At 60.7% G+C, this 17,839-nt stretch carries 14 protein-coding genes; 3 read left to right on the forward strand and 11 right to left on the reverse strand.

Features of this window, described 5'->3' with window-relative positions; genetic code table 11:
- A partial coding sequence (locus tag PspCFBP13528_RS15115) for a DUF6531 domain-containing protein (protein WP_241669093.1) occupies positions 1-1,852 on the reverse strand: 1,852 nt, incomplete at its 3' end.
- A gap of 235 nt (positions 1,853-2,087) precedes the next feature.
- Here PspCFBP13528_RS15115 and PspCFBP13528_RS15120 point away from each other — a divergent pair.
- Positions 2,088-3,173: a DUF1615 domain-containing protein gene (locus PspCFBP13528_RS15120; protein WP_137200504.1), complete on the forward strand. Its 1,086-nt coding sequence runs from the start codon at positions 2,088-2,090 to the stop codon at positions 3,171-3,173.
- 107 nt (positions 3,174-3,280) lie between these two features.
- On the opposite strand, the gene PspCFBP13528_RS15125 is transcribed toward PspCFBP13528_RS15120, so the two are convergent.
- The 3 genes from PspCFBP13528_RS15125 to PspCFBP13528_RS15135 are packed head-to-tail and all read right to left on the reverse strand — an operon-like array spanning position 3,281 to position 5,863.
- Entirely contained in the window at positions 3,281-4,462 is a 1,182-nt protein-coding gene (locus tag PspCFBP13528_RS15125; RefSeq protein WP_137200505.1) for an acetyl-CoA C-acetyltransferase, read from the reverse strand.
- A gap of 11 nt (positions 4,463-4,473) precedes the next feature.
- On the reverse strand, positions 4,474-5,133 hold the full coding sequence (locus PspCFBP13528_RS15130; protein WP_058425580.1) for a CoA transferase subunit B: 660 nt from the start codon (positions 5,131-5,133) through the stop codon (positions 4,474-4,476).
- A gap of 31 nt (positions 5,134-5,164) precedes the next feature.
- On the reverse strand, positions 5,165-5,863 hold the full coding sequence (locus tag PspCFBP13528_RS15135; RefSeq protein ID WP_065952268.1) for a CoA transferase subunit A: 699 nt from the start codon (positions 5,861-5,863) through the stop codon (positions 5,165-5,167).
- 188 nt (positions 5,864-6,051) lie between these two features.
- On the opposite strand from PspCFBP13528_RS15135, the gene PspCFBP13528_RS15140 reads away from it, so the two are divergent.
- Positions 6,052-6,954 carry a LysR family transcriptional regulator gene (locus tag PspCFBP13528_RS15140; protein WP_137200506.1) on the forward strand — a complete coding sequence of 301 codons (903 nt, stop codon included), beginning with the start codon at positions 6,052-6,054 and terminating at the stop codon, positions 6,952-6,954.
- Positions 6,955-7,015: 61 nt separating this feature from the next.
- Here PspCFBP13528_RS15140 and PspCFBP13528_RS15145 read toward each other — a convergent pair whose 3' ends face one another.
- From PspCFBP13528_RS15145 to PspCFBP13528_RS15170, 6 genes are all read right to left on the reverse strand, one after another.
- Positions 7,016-7,345 carry a hypothetical protein gene (locus tag PspCFBP13528_RS15145; RefSeq protein ID WP_065884399.1) on the reverse strand — a complete coding sequence of 110 codons (330 nt, stop codon included), beginning with the start codon at positions 7,343-7,345 and terminating at the stop codon, positions 7,016-7,018.
- A 533-nt stretch (positions 7,346-7,878) separates the two neighbouring features.
- The gene (locus PspCFBP13528_RS15150) at positions 7,879-8,721 is read right to left on the reverse strand and encodes an NAD-dependent protein deacetylase (RefSeq protein WP_137200507.1); all 843 of its coding nucleotides are present in this window, start codon (positions 8,719-8,721) and stop codon (positions 7,879-7,881) included.
- An 8-nt stretch (positions 8,722-8,729) separates the two neighbouring features.
- Positions 8,730-9,170, reverse strand: a complete 441-nt coding sequence (locus tag PspCFBP13528_RS15155; protein ID WP_065952265.1) for a CBS domain-containing protein — start codon at positions 9,168-9,170, stop codon at positions 8,730-8,732.
- A 131-nt stretch (positions 9,171-9,301) separates the two neighbouring features.
- Positions 9,302-11,251, reverse strand: coding sequence for a DNA topoisomerase III (locus PspCFBP13528_RS15160; RefSeq protein ID WP_137200666.1), 1,950 nt, complete (start codon positions 11,249-11,251; stop codon positions 9,302-9,304).
- A 241-nt stretch (positions 11,252-11,492) separates the two neighbouring features.
- Positions 11,493-13,115 (reverse strand): MFS transporter, encoded by a 1,623-nt coding sequence (locus tag PspCFBP13528_RS15165; protein WP_137200508.1) that lies wholly within the window; start codon positions 13,113-13,115, stop codon positions 11,493-11,495.
- Positions 13,116-13,180: 65 nt separating this feature from the next.
- On the reverse strand, positions 13,181-14,827 hold the full coding sequence (locus PspCFBP13528_RS15170) for a GMC family oxidoreductase N-terminal domain-containing protein (protein ID WP_101220843.1): 1,647 nt from the start codon (positions 14,825-14,827) through the stop codon (positions 13,181-13,183).
- A gap of 129 nt (positions 14,828-14,956) precedes the next feature.
- Here PspCFBP13528_RS15170 and PspCFBP13528_RS15175 point away from each other — a divergent pair, with 129 nt between their 5' ends.
- A complete protein-coding gene (locus PspCFBP13528_RS15175) occupies positions 14,957-15,847 on the forward strand; it encodes a LysR family transcriptional regulator (RefSeq protein ID WP_101220844.1) in 891 nt (296 codons plus the stop codon).
- A 76-nt stretch (positions 15,848-15,923) separates the two neighbouring features.
- On the opposite strand, the gene PspCFBP13528_RS15180 is transcribed toward PspCFBP13528_RS15175, so the two are convergent.
- Positions 15,924-17,783, reverse strand: coding sequence for a DUF3857 domain-containing transglutaminase family protein (locus PspCFBP13528_RS15180; protein ID WP_137200509.1), 1,860 nt, complete (start codon positions 17,781-17,783; stop codon positions 15,924-15,926).
- Positions 17,784-17,839 lie beyond the last annotated feature (56 nt).

Genomic DNA, 17,839 nt, shown 5'->3' on the forward strand with positions numbered 1-17,839 from the left:
CATAGGCGTAGGAAACGACGTTTTGCTCGGTCACCCAAACGAAGGGTTCGTGGCCTTGGGCGCGATGAACCTGGTAGTCCACCGCCACAATCCGGCCCAACTCGTAGCGCAAGAGCAAAGAACGCCCTGCACCGTTATCCAGTCGCTCAATGCGCCCCAACCGATCCCGGAAAATGCGCAATCGGTTGTCATACGCATCGCTGATCGCCGTCAGCACGCCGTCGCAAAAGTGATAAAACCGAGAAGACTGGGCCAGCACCAACTCGCCAGGAACCGATCCCAAATAAATCGCCGCTTCCGCCAGGCTGTTGGTAATTGCCGGACGAGCCACCGTCGGCAAGGGCAGGGTGGTGGAGCGATTCTCATGGTCGGTCCACACCACCGAATCGCCAGAAACCGCAAGCCGTTGAGCCAGCGCATGACTCCAGCCAAACCCCAACCCGCAATCCACTTCCACCGCACTGGTGCGGTACAAGCGCGTCCACTCGAACGGCAAGATGCCATCCAGCGTACCGTCGGTGAGGGTCAGCAGTTCCTCGCCAGTGACCATCGATACCGGGCAACCGTTCGTAACGGTTTTATGCGCAGAAGCCGCTGCATCGCCCTTCGGATTCGACGCCACGGCAGGCACATCATCCACCGACTCCTGGCGCACCAACGCCGTACGCTGCGCCTTGCTGCGCACCATCGGCACCGGGTTCGAAACCAGATGCTCGCCCGCCTGCAACGGCGCCACCGGCACTGCCTTGATCGGCGTCGCCGCACTGCTCAGCAGCACCGGCTTGAGCGCTTCGCCATGCCCCACCAAGCGAACTTTCCCGAACTGCTCGGCTATCTGCTCCAGCCACCTGCGCACCCGGCGCGACTTGATGCCAGCCAGCACTTTCGTGCTCATGCGCACCACAATACCCATGCCGCCCGTCGCCAGGCCCAGTAACAGATTGATGACGACCTCGGCGCCAATCTCGCCCAGCATTTCGTTCATATAGGGCGGTGGCAGCATCCGCATCCAGCTGACCAGCGCCGCCAGGTGAATGAACAGCAAAGGCTCGTCGCTCAGCACCAGCAGACCCTTGGCGAGCGTCTCGGCACTTAACGTCAGTAATTTTTCAAACTCGTCTTGGGAAAAGTAGTGCAGCAGCTTTTCAGCATTGGCCAGGGGGGCTGACAGCCATTGAAATAACTGCTCTACGTCGTCCCAGATTGAGTAAAGGGAGTCGCTGAAACCTCGGGCATAGGCGCCGTACAGCGAAAGGTAGCGTTCGAGGAAGTTTGCCTCGGAGTACCCCTTCCACAGGGGTTCGAAAGTGGTCCCCCACTCACTGCGCAACCAGCCTTCCAGTGACGCAATGACCGACTGATAAGAGGCGTACAGCGCCTTGAAATGCTGCGAAGAAACGTCGGGGTAGAAACTGACTCGGTACTTCTGGTTGCGATCACACTCGGTGATTTCCAGAATGCCGCTGGGACCGATGGTCTTATGGATAGGGGTCCCCAGCGGACCGCCGTCTGGATCGATGCGCTGCACCACGACCGGTGTGTTGCCGATCGGCACGAACCGCGAACTCTGGAACATATGCACCAGGGTCAACGTGCCGTTGGCTGTACACGTGGCGACCGTGCTGCTGGGAAAGAGGGACCGATTGATCGGCGCTACGAGCGCTACTTCTTCTCCCACCTTGAACACTTGCTCGACATTCAGTGCCGAGAAGCTGAAAAAGCTTTCAGCCCAAGTGTCGTATGGGTGCAGGCATCCCCGAAAATCGCTGAGGATGGACTCGACGTCCCGCGTCTTTGCATCCATCGCGGCCAACACCAGGAAGCCAATGGCTTGGCTGGTTGCGTCGATCATGGGTGAGCCCTGTCGATCAGGGCTTTAACCGGAAAAACCATCTGCAATCCCTCGCACTGTTTGATCAGGCGAGGGACTTTGCAGCGGTTCTCGGGGCGGCGGAGTAGAGCTTATCCGACACTTATGTGGGAAGTTTCAGCCAGAGCCGCATCCAGTTCGGCATACCCGCGAACCCCGGTTAGACTTGCCTGTCGATATCCCCATCGCCCGACCCGCCGTCTACCAAGGAAGCCTTATGTATTCAAGCCGCCTGACTCTCTGCCTCGCAACGTTGCTGGTGCTGGCCGGTTGCTCCACCTCACGCGGCCCGCAGCAACCCGAGCGCAGCGAGGCCGAGGTGAAGACGCAGATCGTGCGCCTGCTGCCGGCCAAGGTCGCGGACCGCGAAGGTTGGGCCCAGGATATCTACACCGCGTTCGACACCCAAAAGATCTACCCCAGCACCGAAAACATCTGCGCCGTACTGGCGGTGACCGAGCAGGAGTCTACTTTTCAGGTCGACCCACCGGTGCCGGGCATGGGCAAGATCGCCCAGGATGAAATCCTGCGGCGTGCCGGGAAGGTTCATGTGCCGGCGTTTGTCGTGCGCAGCGCCTTGCAATTGCGTTCGCCCAGCGGCAAAACCTACGCCGAGCGTTTGAATGCCGCGCGCACCGAGAAGGACCTGAGCGGGATCTTCGACGATTTCATCAGCGTCGTGCCGCTGGGCAACACACTGTTCGGCGGCTTCAACCCGGTGCACACCGCCGGCCCGATGCAGGTCAGCATCGACTTTGCGCAGAAACAGGCGCGGGGTTATCCGTACCCGGTGGACGGTACGATTCGCCGCGAAGTGTTCACTCGACGTGGCGGTATGTACTTTGGTATCGCCCATCTGCTGGGTTACCCGGTCAGCTATGACCAGCCGCTGTATCGCTTCGCCGATTTCAATGCGGGTTGGTACGCCAGCCGCAATGCCGCGTTCCAGGCCGCTGTCAGCCGTGCTTCAGGCACCGAACTGGCGCTGGATGGGGATTTGATTCGCTATGGTTCGTTGCTGCCCGGCACCACTGAGCTGGCGGTGCGTTCGCTGGGGGCGAAATTGGATATGCGCAACCCGAGCATTCGCAGCCAACTGGAGCAAGGCGATGCGTTGGACTTCGAGGACACCACCCTCTACAAGCGCGTGTTCGCCCTGGCCGACAAGGCTGCCGGCAAACCGCTGCCGCGGGCGATCCTGCCGGGCATCGTGCTCAAGAGCCCGAAGATCACGCGCAATCTGACCACGGCGTGGTTTGCAAAGCGGGTGGATGAGCGGTATCAGCGTTGTATGAAGCGCTGATTTCTTGCGGTGTTTGATCGTTCCCACGCGAGGGCACGATCAATCTCGGATAAAGAAAAGGCCCGGTTTTCGTGGAACCGGGCCTTTTCCGTGTTGCTCTTGGATCATCAGCCGCGTTCGAGGGCCAGGGCTACGCCTTGGCCACCACCGATGCACAGCGTCGCCAAGCCTTTCCGGGCGTCGCGCTTGATCATTTCATGCAGCAGGGTCACCAGCACGCGGCAGCCTGAAGCACCAATCGGGTGGCCGATGGCGATGGCGCCGCCGTTGACGTTGACCTTGTCGGCGTCCCATTCCAGCTCTTTGCCCACCGCCAGGGATTGCGCGGCGAAGGCTTCGTTGGCTTCGATCAAATCCAGGTCGCCCAATTGCCAACCGGCCTTGTCCAGGCAGCGGCGGGTGGCTGAAACCGGGCCGATGCCCATGATCGCCGGGTCGACCCCGGCGTTGGCATAGCTGGCGATGCGTGCCAGCACGGGCAGGCCGAGGGCCTTGGCTTTGGTGGCGCTCATCAACAGCACCGCTGCGGCGCCGTCGTTAAGGCTGGAGGCGTTGCCGGCGGTGACGCTGCCGTCCTTTTTAAAGGCGGGTTTGAGCTTGGCCAGGGACTCGGCGGTGGTACCGGCACGCGGCTGTTCGTCCACGTCGAAGACCAGCGGGTCGCCTTTGCGCTGGGGAATCAGGATCGGCGTGATCTCATCGGCAAACCGTCCGGCTTCGATGGCGGCGATCGCTTTTTGCTGGGAGGCAGCGGCAAAGGCGTCCTGTGCCTCACGGCTGATGCCGTACTTGTCCACCAGGTTTTCGGCGGTGATGCCCATGTGGTAGTCGTTGAACGCATCCCACAGGCCGTCGGTGATCATGCTGTCGATCATCTTGGCGTTGCCCATGCGCAAACCGGTGCGCGCGGCGGGCAATACGTATGGCGCCAGGCTCATGTTTTCCATGCCGCCGGCGATGATCACGTCCGCGTCGCCGCAACGGATCGCCTGTGCACCCAGATGCAGGGCCTTGAGGCCCGAGCCGCAAACCTTGTTCAGGGTCAGGCTCGGCACGGCGTGGGGCAGGCCGGCGAGAATCGAAGCCTGGCGCGCCGGGTTCTGGCCGCTGCCTGCGGTGAGTACCTGGCCCAGGATCACTTCATCCACTTCGGCCGGGTCGAGGCCGGTCTGCTCCAGCAGGCGACGAATCACCGCAGCGCCCAGTTCAGGGGCCGGGATAGTGGCCAGCGAACCCTGGAAGCTGCCCACAGCGGTGCGGGTGGCAGCAACAATCACGACGTCTTGCATGGAATCTGTCCTCACTGGAAATGCATTTCTGGAACGTGGTCCGGGACGATCAGTTTACCGGCGGTCTTGCTGACAATCTCTTCAACGCTGACGCCAGGTGCGCGTTCCTTGAGGACAAAAGCGCCATTTTCGATTTCCAGGTAGGCCAGGTCCGTCAGCACACGCTTGATGCAGTGGGCGCCGGTCAGCGGCAGGCTGCACTGGCTGAGCAATTTCGACTCACCGTCCTTGGACGCATGGGTCATGATCACGATGATATTTTCCGCACCGGCCACCAGGTCCATCGCGCCGCCCATACCCTTGACCAACTTGCCGGGGATCATCCACGAGGCGATGTTGCCTTGTACGTCGACTTCGAAGGCGCCGAGTACAGTGAGGTCGACGTGGCCGCCGCGAATCATCGCGAAGGACTCGGCGGAGGAGAAAATCGAGGCGCCGATGCGCGCGGTGACGGTTTGTTTGCCGGCGTTGATCATGTCGGCGTCAATGGTGTCTTCAGTCGGGAACGGTCCCATGCCGAGCAGGCCATTCTCCGATTGCAGCATCACTTCCATGCCTTCGGGAATGTAGTTGGCCACCAGGGTTGGAATGCCGATGCCGAGGTTGACGTAGAAACCGTCCTGCATTTCGCGGGCGACGCGTTGAGCCATTTGTTCGCGGGTAAGAGCCATGGTTGATTCCTCTTATTGTTCTGGACGTGGATTATTTGCGGACAGTGCGCTGTTCGATGCGCTTCTCGAAGGTGCCGCAGATGATCCGGTCGACGTAGATGCCAGGGGTGTGGATCTGCGCCGGGTCCAGTTCGCCCGGTTCGACGATTTCCTCGACTTCGACTACGGTGATTTTGCCGGCGGTGGCGGCCAGCGGGTTGAAGTTCTGGGCGGTGTGACGATAGATGACGTTGCCGAAGTGGTCGGCTTTCCAGCCTTTGACGATAGCGAAGTCACCGGTGATGGACTCTTCCATCAGGTAGGGGCGACCGTTGAACTCGCGGGTTTCCTTGCCTTCGGCGACAGGGGTACCGACGCCGGTGGCAGTGAAGAAGGCCGGGATGCCGGCACCGCCTGCACGCATTTTTTCCGCGAGGGTGCCCTGGGGGGTCAGTACCACTTCGATTTCGCCGCTGAGCAACTGCTTTTCGAACAGGGCATTTTCGCCCACGTAGGAAGCGATCACTTTGCGGATCTGCTTTTCTTCCAGCAGCACGCCCAGGCCGAAACCGTCGACGCCGCAGTTGTTGGACACTACGGTCAGGTCACGGGTGCCTTTGCGCTTGATCTCGGCGATGAGGTTTTCTGGAATGCCGCACAGGCCAAACCCGCCGGAGAGTATGGTCATGCCGTCTTTCAGGCCTGCCAGCGCTTCTTCGTAGGACGCCACGCGCTTATCGAAACCTGCCATATGCACCTCTTTTATTGTTAGTGGGCCAGCCAATGGATTGAGTGTTGCGCTGAAGGATTGATTTGTTAAGTTGTTTTTTAAGGTTGATTGGTTTGGAAAACAGCATAATCAGCCTCAAGCCGCAAGCTTCAAGCCTAGTCGGCCACTGCTTTGACTTGCAGCTTTCAACTTGTCGCTTGGAGCTTCCTATGACCATTAAACAAATGCGTGCCTTCCTGGCCGTGGCCCAGAGCCTGAGTTTTGCCGCTGCATGTGAGCGTCTGCACCTGTCCCAGTCGGCGCTGAGCCTGACGATCAAAGGCCTGGAAGAAGGGTTGGGCGGGCGCCTGTTCAGCCGTAATACACGCAATGTCGCGCTGACGCCCGAAGGCGAATCACTGTTGCCGCTGGCGCGTCGATTGATTGCCGACTGGGACAACGCCGAGGACGAGCTGCGCCAACGCTTCACCCTGCAACGCGGGCGTGTGACGGTGGCGGCGATGCCGTCATTTGCCGGCAACCTGCTGCCACCGATTCTGAAGATATTCCGCGCGCGTTACCCTCAGGTGAACGTGACGGTGCATGACCTGATCAACGAGCACGTGCTGGAGATGGTGCGCGACCGCCAGGTGGAACTGGGCGTGGCGTTCCAGCCGTCCGACGGTTCGTCACTGGCGTTCACGCCGTTGTACCTGGACCGGTTTATCGCAGTGGTGCCGGGAGATTCGCCTTTGGCGCGATTGGCTGAGGTCGACTGGAAAAGCCTGCTGGAGCAACCCTTCATTACTCTCCAGCGTCCATCGACGGTCCGGGTCATGCTCGAAGAGCACTTGGGCGCGTTGCAGATGAACCTGCCCGTGGCGTTGGAAAGCCATCAATTGGCTACGGTGGGCAAGATGGTTGCCAGCGGCTTGGGCGTCAGCGCTGTGCCGGCGTTATGCGCACGGCAGATGGAGGAGGCGGGCGCCCGTTGCATCACCTTGACCGGCCCGGTAATCGAGCGGCCCATTGGCGTACTGACCAAACCGGGGCATGAGCTTTCGGCAGCGGCGCAGGTGCTGTTCGATATCTTTAAAGATGAAGCGGGGAAGGGGCGGTTTCCAACTTTCTGAATACGCCACGAACAAAAAGTGGGGGCCGGCAAGCCAGCCCCCACTTTAGAACAACAACGACTCAGTAGTAACGATCAATCACTTTAACTTGCGAGCTGTCTTTGAAAGAAGCCCAGGCATTGTTAAGTGTGTCGAACACCTGCTCGATAAAGTTGCGATCGGCCGCCGCTTTCTTGCCAACATAACCCTGGCCGCGACGGTACATCTTCAGGCGCGCCGCCAGTTCACGGTGATTGCGGTCGAATTCGGCTTCTTCGGTGTGGGGCGCCACGCAGTCAAGTTGAACTTCACCCGATTTGCCAATCCACAGGATATGGTCGTCGAGTGTGTCTTTCTGCGCGGCGAACATCTCAGCCAATTCATCGATAGTGGGTTGGTTGTTCAGATTCATGTGTAAGCCCCTTGACCAGTTGGCGATCTATCAATTGATTCGTTGAAAACTTCAAAGTTGTCTCCGGCTCAGAAAACCGGGCGTCAGTGACGGTCTGCCGAATACGGGCAGGGTCGTGAACCGAAGCATGTAGTTTTGCTGATGAACCGCTACGCAATGCATTCATAACGAAGACAAGCAGCGCTTTAGCTCCTTGTACCGTTCCCTTTCGGGGCCAGTCAGCTTCATCAATCTGCCTTGTGGGCAGTGCACATCCGGGAAAACAGCTCGGCGGTCAGACGAGCCTGTTCAAAACGCGTGTTACCAACACTCCCGATCCGGGAGACGTCTCGATAATGCAAGGACAAAAAGCTTACGTCAACGATTATGTAGTGATTATTTTAAGGCACTACATAAAACGCTGTGGTGGCGGGAAGATGCAGGAAAAACGTGACTTGGGCGTCATTTTTCGTGCGGTGGGTCGCGTGATAGCGTTTAGTGAAGTGGATAAGTTGCACGCGGCGCCTGTGGGTTTTTCGCGAGCAAGCTCGCTCCTACAGCCGCTCGACGAGCAGAGGTAGCAATTGCTCACACTGCGCTTCGATCTTTACCTGCAGCAGCTCATCCCCGCGGGTCTTGCCCAGGTTGATGGCAATCACCGGCTTGCCCTGTTCCACCATTGCCTTGCACAGGCGAAAGGCCGAATAAGCCATCAGCGATGAACCCACGACCAGCAGCCCCTCGGCATCGTGCACAGCAGCCATGGCGCTGGCTGCGGTAGCAGGTGCCACGTTTTCACCAAAAAACACCACGTCCGGTTTCAGCCGTTGCCCCTCGCAATGGGGGCAGCATGGGACCTGGAAGCGCTCCTCGAAAACAGGGTCGAGCAAGGTATCGCCGTCAGGCGCTTGCACCGCATGGACGTGCGCGAAGTGTGGGTTGTCGATTTCCATCCGCCGCTGGATCACGTCGCGTTCGCTACGCTGCTGGCAATCCAGGCACAGCACCCGGTGCAAGCTGCCATGCAACTCGATCACCTCGTGGCTGCCGGCCTGATCGTGCAGCGTGTCGACGTTTTGCGTGATCAGGCCACTGATGATCCCCCTTTGCTGTAGGGCCGCCAGGGCCTGATGCGCCTTGTTCGGCCGGGCAAGGCGCACCCGTGGCCAACCCAGCATAGCCCTGGCCCAATAACGGCGGCGTGCTTGCGCGGTGGCGAGGAAGTCCTGGTACATCATCGGCGCTTTGCCCCGGCGCACTCCGTCGCTGTCACGGTAGTCGGGGATACCCGACGAGGTGCTGATGCCCGCACCGGTCAGCACCAGGAAGCGCTTTTCGGCCATCGCCCGATGCAGCGTGTCGAGGTGGTCTGCTTGATGTTCCAGCGTGTCGAGCATGGGATCTCCTATTCGCCGCGGATGTACTGCTCCAGCTGTTTGATCAAGGCGTCTTGTTCAGCAATGGCTTCCTTGACCAGGTCGCCGATGGACAACAGGCCGAGCAGTTTGCCGTCTTCGACGACCGGAAGGTGGCGCAGGTGACTGTCGGTCATGATGTTCATGCACGCCTCGACCGTTTTGTGGGTATCTACGGTGATGACCGGGGAGCTCATCACGTCGTCAACGCGGGTGGTCACCGACGACAGCCCCTTGAGGATGAGTTTACGTGCGTAATCGCGCTCGCTGATGATCCCCACCACTGCGCCGTCCCTGACCACTGGCAAAGCCCCGACGTTTTTCTCGGACATGCGCACCAGCGCCTCGAACACGGTGTGGTCCCACTGGATGGTGTGGACGTCCTGGTTCTTCTGGTCCTTGGCTTTGAGCAATTCTGCGACGGTTTTCATGGCGGCCACTCCGGTGTTGTTGTTAGGTAGTCAGCTATCCCCTACAGAATCCTAGACGCACTACGTTGCAGCAAGGTCCAAAGCGGCGTTAAACCCGTCGAAAAGCGTCATTCGCCGGATTATTTTGCACTCTACCCGGCATTTGCCGGCTTTTTTGCCCGCTTGGGGTTGGCCGCCGTCTTGCGTGGCGCGCTCTTGCGTTTGGTTTTCCACGCCGCCGCGCCTTTGCTTGCCGGGCTGGCGGGGGCGGTAATGGTCATGCGCATGCCATTGCAGCGAGCCACCTGCTTGCTCATCCACGCCGCTTGTTTGGCGACGAACTCTTCCAGACTCATTTCGCCACTTTGCACCATATCCAGCGCCTGCTCCCAGATGGCGGTGGTGCCGGGGTCGGCAATGGCGCGAGGCACTGCGTCAATCAGGCTGAAAGCCGCTGCGGTGGCTGACAGTGCCTTGCCGTTCTTCACCAGGTAACCTCGGTCCAGCAGGCCCTGGATAATCCCCGCGCGGGTGGCTTCGGTACCAATGCCGGTGGTGTCCTTGAGCTTCTGCTTGAGCAGCGGATCCTCCACCAGCTTGGCGACGTTTTTCATCGCTTTGATCAGGTCGCCTTCAGTGAAAGGCTTGGGAGGTTGGGTCCACAGGTCCTTCAGTTTGACCTTGGCCACCGCGCAGTCCTGGCCTTGCACCAGCATCGGCAAGGCTTGAGGAGCAGGGGTGTCCCGGCCTTTGGCGGGGGCAAGGGCTTCGGGCAATGCGCGTTTCCAGCCCGGTTCGATGATGACTTTGCCCACTGCACGTAACGCCTGGCCTGCACAGTCGAAGTCCGCCTGGGTACGGTCGTATTCATGGTTGGGCAGAAATTGCGCCAGGTAGCGTGCGCGTATCAGCGTGTAGACCGCGCGGTGCTTGCCGGTGAGTTGCCCGACGTCCTTGCCGGCCCCGGTGGGGATAATGCCGTGGTGGGCGCTGACCTTGGCGTCGTTCCAGGCGCGTGAGCGTCGATTGGGGTCTATGTAGACCATCAGATCGCCCACGGCCGGATCCGCGCGGCCGAGTGCGGCGAGAATCTTCGGCGCTTCACTGTGCTGGCTCAGCGGCAGGTAGCCGCAATCGCTGCGCGGGTAGGTGATGACCTTGTGGGTTTCGTAGAGCGATTGGGCGATATCGAGCGTTTCCTGGGCGCCGAGGCCGAGCTTTTTGGAGCAGATTTCCTGCAGGGTGCCGAGGTCGAAGGGCAGGGGGGCGACCTCACGCATGCGCTCGGTGCGCAGCTTTGCCAGTCGCGCGCCGGCCGCCAGGCTCATGGCGTCGGCGGCGTCCCGGGCCAGTTGCGGGTTGAGGCAACGGCCCTGGTCATCGCAGGCATCGTCGGCGGCGCGCCATTGGGCGGTGAAAGTCATGCGTTCGTGGCGCAGGTCCACATCGATAGCCCAATACGCCACCGGGATGAAATCGGCGATGCTGCGGTCACGGTCGACCACCAGGCGCAGGGTTGGGGTTTGCACGCGGCCTACCGGCAATACCCCCTGATAGCCGGATTGACGTCCGAGCAACGTAAACAAGCGGCTCATGTTCATGCCGATCAGCCAGTCGGCACGTGAGCGGCCCAGGGCCGAGTGGTACAGGTTGAAGGTTTGCGCCCCGGGCTTGAGTGCGGCCAGCGCCTTGCGGATGGAGGCATCATCCAGCGCCGACAGCCACAACCGCTGGATCGGCCCTCGATAACGGCAATGTTCCACCAGCTCACGGGCGATCATTTCACCCTCGCGGTCGGCATCGGTCGCGATCACCAGTTCCCCGGCTTCCCCCAGCAGGCGCTTGACCACCTTGAACTGGCTGGCAGTTCTGGGCTTGACCTGCATCTTCCATTTTTCCGGGACGATCGGCAGGTCGGTGAGCACCCAGCGTTTGTACTTGGCGTCATAAGCGTCAGGCGGGGCGGTTTCCAGCAGGTGGCCGATGCACCAGGTGACTGTGACCCCGTTGCCCAGCCAGCATCCATCGCCCCGGCGACTGGCGCCGAGCACGGCCGCGATGTCCTTGGCCTGGGAGGGTTTTTCACAGAGGTACAGCTGCATGGTCATCACATCGTATCGGGTTGATGCCTTGCAGGATGCTTAGTCGGAGAGAAATGAGCAACTGTTATCTGTATGGATGTACAGCTTAAAGTTTCAGGCTGCAAGCTTCAAGCTGCGAGCTTCAAGCTTCAAGCTTCAAGCTTCAAGCTTCAAGCTGCAAGCCAAGCTGATCAGCTTTTCCTTGCAGCTTGTAGCTTGCAGCTTGCAGCTCACCGCTCACCGCTCACCGCTCACCGCTCACTCAACCCCTATCAATATCCACATGCCGCGTTTCTTTAAGACAGAACAGCCCGACGATCAGGCTCACACCGGTCACCACCACCGGGTACCACAAACCATAGAAGATATCCCCGGTGTACACCACCAGGGCAAACGACACAGTCGGCAGGAACCCGCCGAACCAGCCGTTACCGATGTGGTAGGGCAACGACATCGAGGTGTAGCGGATGCGGGTCGGGAACAGCTCCACCATCAGTGCCGCCAAGGGGCCGTAGCACATGGCTGCGATCAGGATCAGTGCCACGATCAGCACCACCACCATCACCTTGTTGACCTGGGCCATGTCCGCCGAGCTCGGGTAGCCGGCCAACGTCACCGCGCCGCGCAATGCCGCTTCGTCAAAGCCATCGATACGTACGTCGCCCACGCTGACTTGCACCGGCGCGCCGGCAGGGGCGGCGACGCTGCTGTAGGGCAGGCCTTGCTTGACCAGGAAGGTCTTGACCTTGTCGCACGGGCTGTCAAAGCGCGCTTTGCCCACCGGGTCGAATTGGAAGGTGCACGTGGTCGGGTCGGCTTGCACGGTAATCGGTGCTTGCCGACTGGCCTGGTCCATCGCCGGGTTGGTGTAGTGCGCCAGGCCCTTGAAAATCGGGAAATACAACACGGTCGCCAGCAGCAGGCCAAGCATCAGCACCGGCTTGCGCCCGACCTTGTCCGACAGCCAACCAAACAGGATGAAGAACGGCGCGCCAATCACCACGCTGATGATCAGCAACATGTTGGCCAGGGCCGGGTCCATCTTCAGGAACTGAGTGAGGAAGAACAGCACGTAAAACTGCGCCGCATAAAAGGTCACCGCCTGCCCGCCGTTGATGCTGAACAGCGCGATCAGTACGACCTTGAGGTTTTCCCACTTACCGAACGACTCGCGGATGGGCGCCTTGCTGACCTTGCCTTCCTCTTTCATTTTCAGGAACGCTGGCGATTCGTGCAGGCTCATGCGAATCCAGGTGGAGATGCCCAGCAACACGATGGAGAACAGGAACGGAATGCGCCAGCCCCACACCTCGAACTGGTCGCCGGTGAAGTAACGGCAGGCCAATACCACCAGCAACGACAGCAACAGGCCGAGGGTGGCGGTGGATTGAATCCAGCTGGTGTGCAAGCCACGTTTGCCGGCAGGCGCATGCTCGGCCACATACGTGGCGGCGCCACCGTATTCACCGCCCAGCGCCAGGCCTTGCAGCATGCGCAGCACGATCAGAATGATCGGCGCAGCGATGCCGATGCTGGCGTAGGTCGGCAACAGGCCCACGCAAAAGGTTGCTACGCCCATCAGAATGATGGTGACGAGGAAGGTGTATTTACGCCCGATCATGTCGCCCAGGCGGCCGAATACCAGCGCGCCGAACGGCCGCACCACGAAGCCTGCGGCGAACGCCATCAGCGCGAAGATAAACGCCGTGGTGTCGTTGACCCCGGCAAAGAACTGTTTGCTGATCACCGCGGCGAGAGCGCCGTAGAGGAAGAAGTCATACCATTCGAAAACCGTCCCGAGGGACGAGGCAAAAATGACTTTCTTCGAGTCGTTGCCGGTGCTCGCATCCATCGCCGAGCCCAGGGGTTGAGCATGTTCTGACATCGGGTAACCCTCACAGTGATTATTTATTGTTGTTCCACTGTCGGCGCCAGGTGCGGCGCCGCTGTTCAGATTGCGTGAACCAGTTCTCTCTCCGGGGCGAGGCTCCTTGTGTTCGGTGAAAGGATCAACTGCGCGGCCTTCTCGGCGATCATCAGCGTCGGTGAACAAGTGTTGCCCGAGGTAATGCGCGGCATGATCGAGGCATCGGCGATGCGCAGGCCCGGCACGCCATGCACGCGCAGCTGTGCGTCGACCACGGCGTCCCTGTCATCGCCCATACGGCAGGTGCCTACCGGATGGAAGATGGTGGTGCCGATACGCGCCGCGGCTTCGTGCAGTTGCTCTTCGGTTTGCAGAGCGTCACCGGGCAGGTATTCAACCGGCTTGAACCGGCTCAGGGCTGGAGCGGCCACGATTCGCCTTGTCAGGCGAATGGCGTCGGCGGCCACGCGCAGGTCTTCGGGGTGGCTGAGGTAGTTGGGCTGGATCAGCGGTGCGTCTGCCGGGTTGGCCGAGCGGATATCGATTCGCCCGCGGCTGTGTGGGCGCAGGTCGCAGACCGAGGCGGTAAAGGCCGGGAACGCATGCAACGGTTCGCCAAAGCGCTCCAGGGACAACGGCTGCACATGGTATTGAAGGTTGGCCGAGGTCTGCTCCGGGCCGGAGCGGGCAAACGCGCCAAGCTGGCTGGGCGCCATCGACAGCGGCCCGCTGCGGTCATACAGGTAGCGCAGGCCCATGCCCATCTTGCCCCATACGGTGCCGGCGATCTGGTTCAGGGTGCGCGCGTTTTCCAGCTTGTAGATCAGGCGCAGTTGCAGGTGGTCCTGCAGGTTGCCCCCCACGCCCGGCAGTTCATGCACCACGTCGATCCCCGCCGGTTTGAGCACATGGGCCGGGCCGATGCCTGAGCGTTGCAGGATGCCTGGCGAGCCGACGGCACCGGCGCACAGCACGATTTCCCTGCAGGCTTTCCAGCTCAGTTGCTGGCCGTGCCGGCGCCCGATCACTTGGGAGGCGCGGCCGTTTTCCAGCACCACGCGGTCGACCTCCACCTCGGTCAATACGGTCAGGTTGGGCCGTTGGCGGACCGGTTTGAGAAACGCCTTGGCCGCATTCCAGCGCACCCCGGCCTTCTGGTTGACCTGGAAATAACCGCAACCTTCGTTATCGCCCTGATTGAAATCGCTGACGTTGGCGATGCCGCTCTGCTGTGCTGCGTCGCGAAATGCATCCAGGATGGGCCAGTGCAGGCGCTGCTGCTCGACGCGCCATTCGCCGCCGTCGCTGTGGAACGGCGAATCGCCGGCGAAATGGTTTTCGCTGTGCTTGAACAGCGGCAATACGTCTTTCCAGGCCCAGCCCGGGTTGCCTTGCGCCGCCCAGCCGTCATAGTCCCGGGCCTGGCCGCGCATATAGATCATGCCGTTGATGGACGAGCAACCGCCCAGTACCTTGCCGCGCGGGTAGCTCAGGGCGCGACCTTGCAGACCGGCCTGGGCTTGGGTCTTGAAGCACCAGTCGGTGCGTGGGTTGCCGATGCAGAACAGGTAGCCGACCGGAATATGAATCCAGGCGTAGTTATCGCGACCACCGGCTTCCAGCAGCAGGACGCGATGGGCCGGGTTGGCGGACAGGCGATTGGCCAGCAAGCAGCCGGCGGGGCCGGCGCCGACGATCACATAATCGTATTCAGCAGTTGCAATGGGCATCTGGGGCCTCGCTTGTTTTTCTTATTGGTTCCATCCTAGTTGTTAGTTTTCGTCTTAAAAATGTTAGTTTTTGCCCAGCTGCTGTGCGTTTTTAAACAGCGCTACCTGCGCGTGCGCAACGGAGGCGATATGTTTGACTGGAATGACCTGCGGTTTTTTCTCGAGTTGCAGCGCAGCGGCCGCCTGCTCACCGCCGCGCAACGGTTGAAAACCACGCATGCCACGGTGGCCCGGCATATCGAGGCCATCGAAAAAAGCCTTGGTACGGCGCTGTTCGTGCAGCACGCCCACGGTTACGAGCTGACGCCGTCCGGCGAAGCCCTGCTCAAACATGCCGAAGCCATGGAAAACGTGGCGCTGTTGGCTGAAGACGAACTCACACACGCGGCGGCGCCCCTGGGCAAGATTCGTCTGGGGGTGGCGGAGGGCCTGGGGGTGATGTTCCTCGCCGGGCACATGGGCGAGCTGTTTGAACGTTATCCCGGCCTGGAAGTGGAATTGGTCGCGGTGCCGCGCTTTGTCAGCATCCTCAACCGCGAAGCGGAAATCAGCATTCACCTGGAGCGCCCCAGCGTCGATCAGTTGGTCACCCGTAAACTCACCGATTACCGCCTGGCGCTGTATGCCAGCCGCACTTATCTTGCGCGTCATCCGCCGATTGAAAAACGCGAAGACCTCGCGGCCCATGCGTGGATCGATTACGTCGACGACCTGCTGTTCAGCCAGGAGCTGAAATTGCTCAGCAGCTTTTGTCGCAGTCCCAAGGTGGTCTTTCACAGCACCAGCGTGATTGCCCAGCACCAGGCCGCGCGGTCTGGCTTGGGGATTGCGGTATTACCCTGTTTCATGGCGGCGGGCGATGCGCAGTTGGTGCCGTTGTTGCCGGGGGAGAGCATCCAGCGCAGTTATTGGATCAGTTCGCGGCGGGAGTTGCACAAGTCGGTGCGGTTGCGGGTGTTGTGGGATTATGTGGTGGAGTTGTGCGCGCGGGAGCAGAGCCTGCTGCTGGGCGAAAGCTGACTGAGGAAACCGAATCAAACTGTGGGAGGGGGCAAGCCCCCTCCCACATTTCAACCCTGTTGTGTCAGGCAGAAATTTAGAGCTTCACCACCTGATGCACCTGCTCGGCACAGGCGCGTGCTTCATCAATCATCTTGCCGAACGCATCGCTGGCCACTTCACCATGGGTCAACCAACGCTTTTTCTGGCTGAGGCGATAATGATAGCGCAGCGTGCCATCCTCCAGTTTTCCGTCCAGGTCCAGGTCGTACCACGGCGAGCGCACTGCGCAGCCGGGGATAGCTTTTTCCATCTTCGCGCCTGTCAGGGTATAGGTGTAGTCATAGGTTTCAGGGTTGCCCAGATAGAGGTCGGCCTGTTGTCCCTGACGACGGTAATTGATGTAACCCTCCCAGCGATCTTGCAATGACGGATCGGTGTAGACGTAATCATTGCCCAGCTTTTCCAGGGCGCGCTGATCGTTCATCCGTGCGCTGACGCTGTAGCCGTCGTGCACCACAAATGCGCTGGGTGGGCGGGTGATCCGGCAGTCGCTGATGTCGTTGCCGAAGTTGGCGCAGATGTTCTGGTCGGTCGCGGTGCTGCCTTGCTGACGGTCGGCGACGCTCAGTTGCATCAGCGGCAGGCGGCTGAAGGTGATGGTGGCCTCGACCGCGCCATCGCCTTGCTTGCCGAACTGCACGTGTTTGTCCAGGCGCACCGCAACTTCGGGGCGTTCCAGCGCAATATGTTCTTCGCGCACCTGGCTCTGGGCATCGATGACCAGCACCCAGCGATCCTGGATATCGGGCATGGTCTGGCCCGGCGCAAAGACGGGGTTGGTCGGGTCGAGCCACCACACCTGGCCGTTCACTTCGGCGCGCACGATGGCGTGATTGGGCGCCTGGGTGCCCGGAATCAGCAAGGTTTGCGCCGCATCGCCGCGGCTGACCCATGCCGTTTCGGCCTTGATGCCGGTTGCCTTGAGCATCGCTGTCAGCAGGATCGCCAGGTCCTTGCAATCGCCATAACCATGTTCCTCGATTTCCATCAGGTTGAACGGCACATAGCCGCGCTCGGTGGCGCGCCAATCGCCCAGGTAACGGTAGTGATCGTTGATGTGCTGCATCAGCGCGGCGACTCGCTCCGCCGGGGCCAACCGACTGGCAGCGGCCACGGCGGCAGCGGCGTGTGCCGGCAGGCGGGCGCCGAGTATCTGGTTGTAGCGCTGGGCCAGGTCGCCGAAATAGGCCTGGCGCTCCAGGGCGCTGCCCAGCTCCAGGCGCGGGATGCCCAGCAGTGCTGCGTTGGACGGTTCATTGATGTAGTTGAGGTACACCGGTTGCTTTTGCATCACGTCCAGCGTCTTGCCATTGGCCGAAAGCGTCACGTTGAAATCATCGAACAGCTCACTGCGCCACTGGATCGGCCGCTCGGCGGTGAAGCGTGCCTTGAAGCGGTCACGGCGGGCCGCGCTGACGCCGAACTTGAGCACGTAGTGGAACTGGGACATCAGCGGCTTGGCGGCATAGTGCTCGCGTACGGTGTAACGGATGTGCGTGCCCACCCGCAGGTTCGGAAAAGCCAGGGAGGTTTGCTGGTCACGGCTGAAGCCCTGATCCGGATTGGGCGCCGTGCGCGTGTCGATTTGCGTGGCGGCGAGGGCGACCGGTTTGGCGCCAGGTTGGGTGGTTTGCGCGCTGATCACTTCAAACCTGTCGCCTTCGGAATAATTGAAGTCGATGCGCGAGAGCATTTCGCGGCCGTTGGGTGTGAGGATCGTGTAGTGGTAGGTGGTGGTGCAATCGGTGCTGGCATCGCGATTGAAGTGGCAGTGCAATTCGGTATCGCTGGCCAGCGGGGCTTCGGCGATGGGTTGCAGGGCTGCGCAGACGGTATGGGAAACCAGCCCCAGACTCATGGCAATCAAAGGGCGGTGAAACGAAAAACGGTACATGGGCGCCTCGGGTGACACATTGAAACAACTACCCGACGGGTAGTGAGAAGGCGCCG

It is taken from the genome of Pseudomonas sp. CFBP13528 (assembly GCF_005233615.1).
Classification (GTDB): domain Bacteria; phylum Pseudomonadota; class Gammaproteobacteria; order Pseudomonadales; family Pseudomonadaceae; genus Aquipseudomonas; species Aquipseudomonas fluorescens_AM.

What these genes read in the sequence shown, in the direction of transcription:
- PspCFBP13528_RS15130 (WP_058425580.1), bottom strand. Translation starts at nt 5,133, where the DNA reads ATGGCTCTTACCCGCGAACAAATGGCTCAACGCGTCGCCCGCGAAATG.
- PspCFBP13528_RS15125 (WP_137200505.1), bottom strand. Translation starts at nt 4,462, where the DNA reads ATGCAAGACGTCGTGATTGTTGCTGCCACCCGCACCGCTGTGGGCAGC.
- PspCFBP13528_RS15155 (WP_065952265.1), bottom strand. Translation starts at nt 9,170, where the DNA reads ATGAAAACCGTCGCAGAATTGCTCAAAGCCAAGGACCAGAAGAACCAG.
- PspCFBP13528_RS15135 (WP_065952268.1), bottom strand. Translation starts at nt 5,863, where the DNA reads ATGGCAGGTTTCGATAAGCGCGTGGCGTCCTACGAAGAAGCGCTGGCA.
- PspCFBP13528_RS15120 (WP_137200504.1), top strand. Translation starts at nt 2,088, where the DNA reads ATGTATTCAAGCCGCCTGACTCTCTGCCTCGCAACGTTGCTGGTGCTG.
- PspCFBP13528_RS15150 (WP_137200507.1), bottom strand. Translation starts at nt 8,721, where the DNA reads ATGCTCGACACGCTGGAACATCAAGCAGACCACCTCGACACGCTGCAT.
- PspCFBP13528_RS15165 (WP_137200508.1), bottom strand. Translation starts at nt 13,115, where the DNA reads ATGTCAGAACATGCTCAACCCCTGGGCTCGGCGATGGATGCGAGCACC.
- PspCFBP13528_RS15160 (WP_137200666.1), bottom strand. Translation starts at nt 11,251, where the DNA reads ATGCAGCTGTACCTCTGTGAAAAACCCTCCCAGGCCAAGGACATCGCG.
- PspCFBP13528_RS15145 (WP_065884399.1), bottom strand. Translation starts at nt 7,345, where the DNA reads ATGAATCTGAACAACCAACCCACTATCGATGAATTGGCTGAGATGTTC.
- PspCFBP13528_RS15140 (WP_137200506.1), top strand. Translation starts at nt 6,052, where the DNA reads ATGACCATTAAACAAATGCGTGCCTTCCTGGCCGTGGCCCAGAGCCTG.
- PspCFBP13528_RS15170 (WP_101220843.1), bottom strand. Translation starts at nt 14,827, where the DNA reads ATGCCCATTGCAACTGCTGAATACGATTATGTGATCGTCGGCGCCGGC.
- PspCFBP13528_RS15175 (WP_101220844.1), top strand. Translation starts at nt 14,957, where the DNA reads ATGTTTGACTGGAATGACCTGCGGTTTTTTCTCGAGTTGCAGCGCAGC.
- PspCFBP13528_RS15180 (WP_137200509.1), bottom strand. Translation starts at nt 17,783, where the DNA reads ATGTACCGTTTTTCGTTTCACCGCCCTTTGATTGCCATGAGTCTGGGG.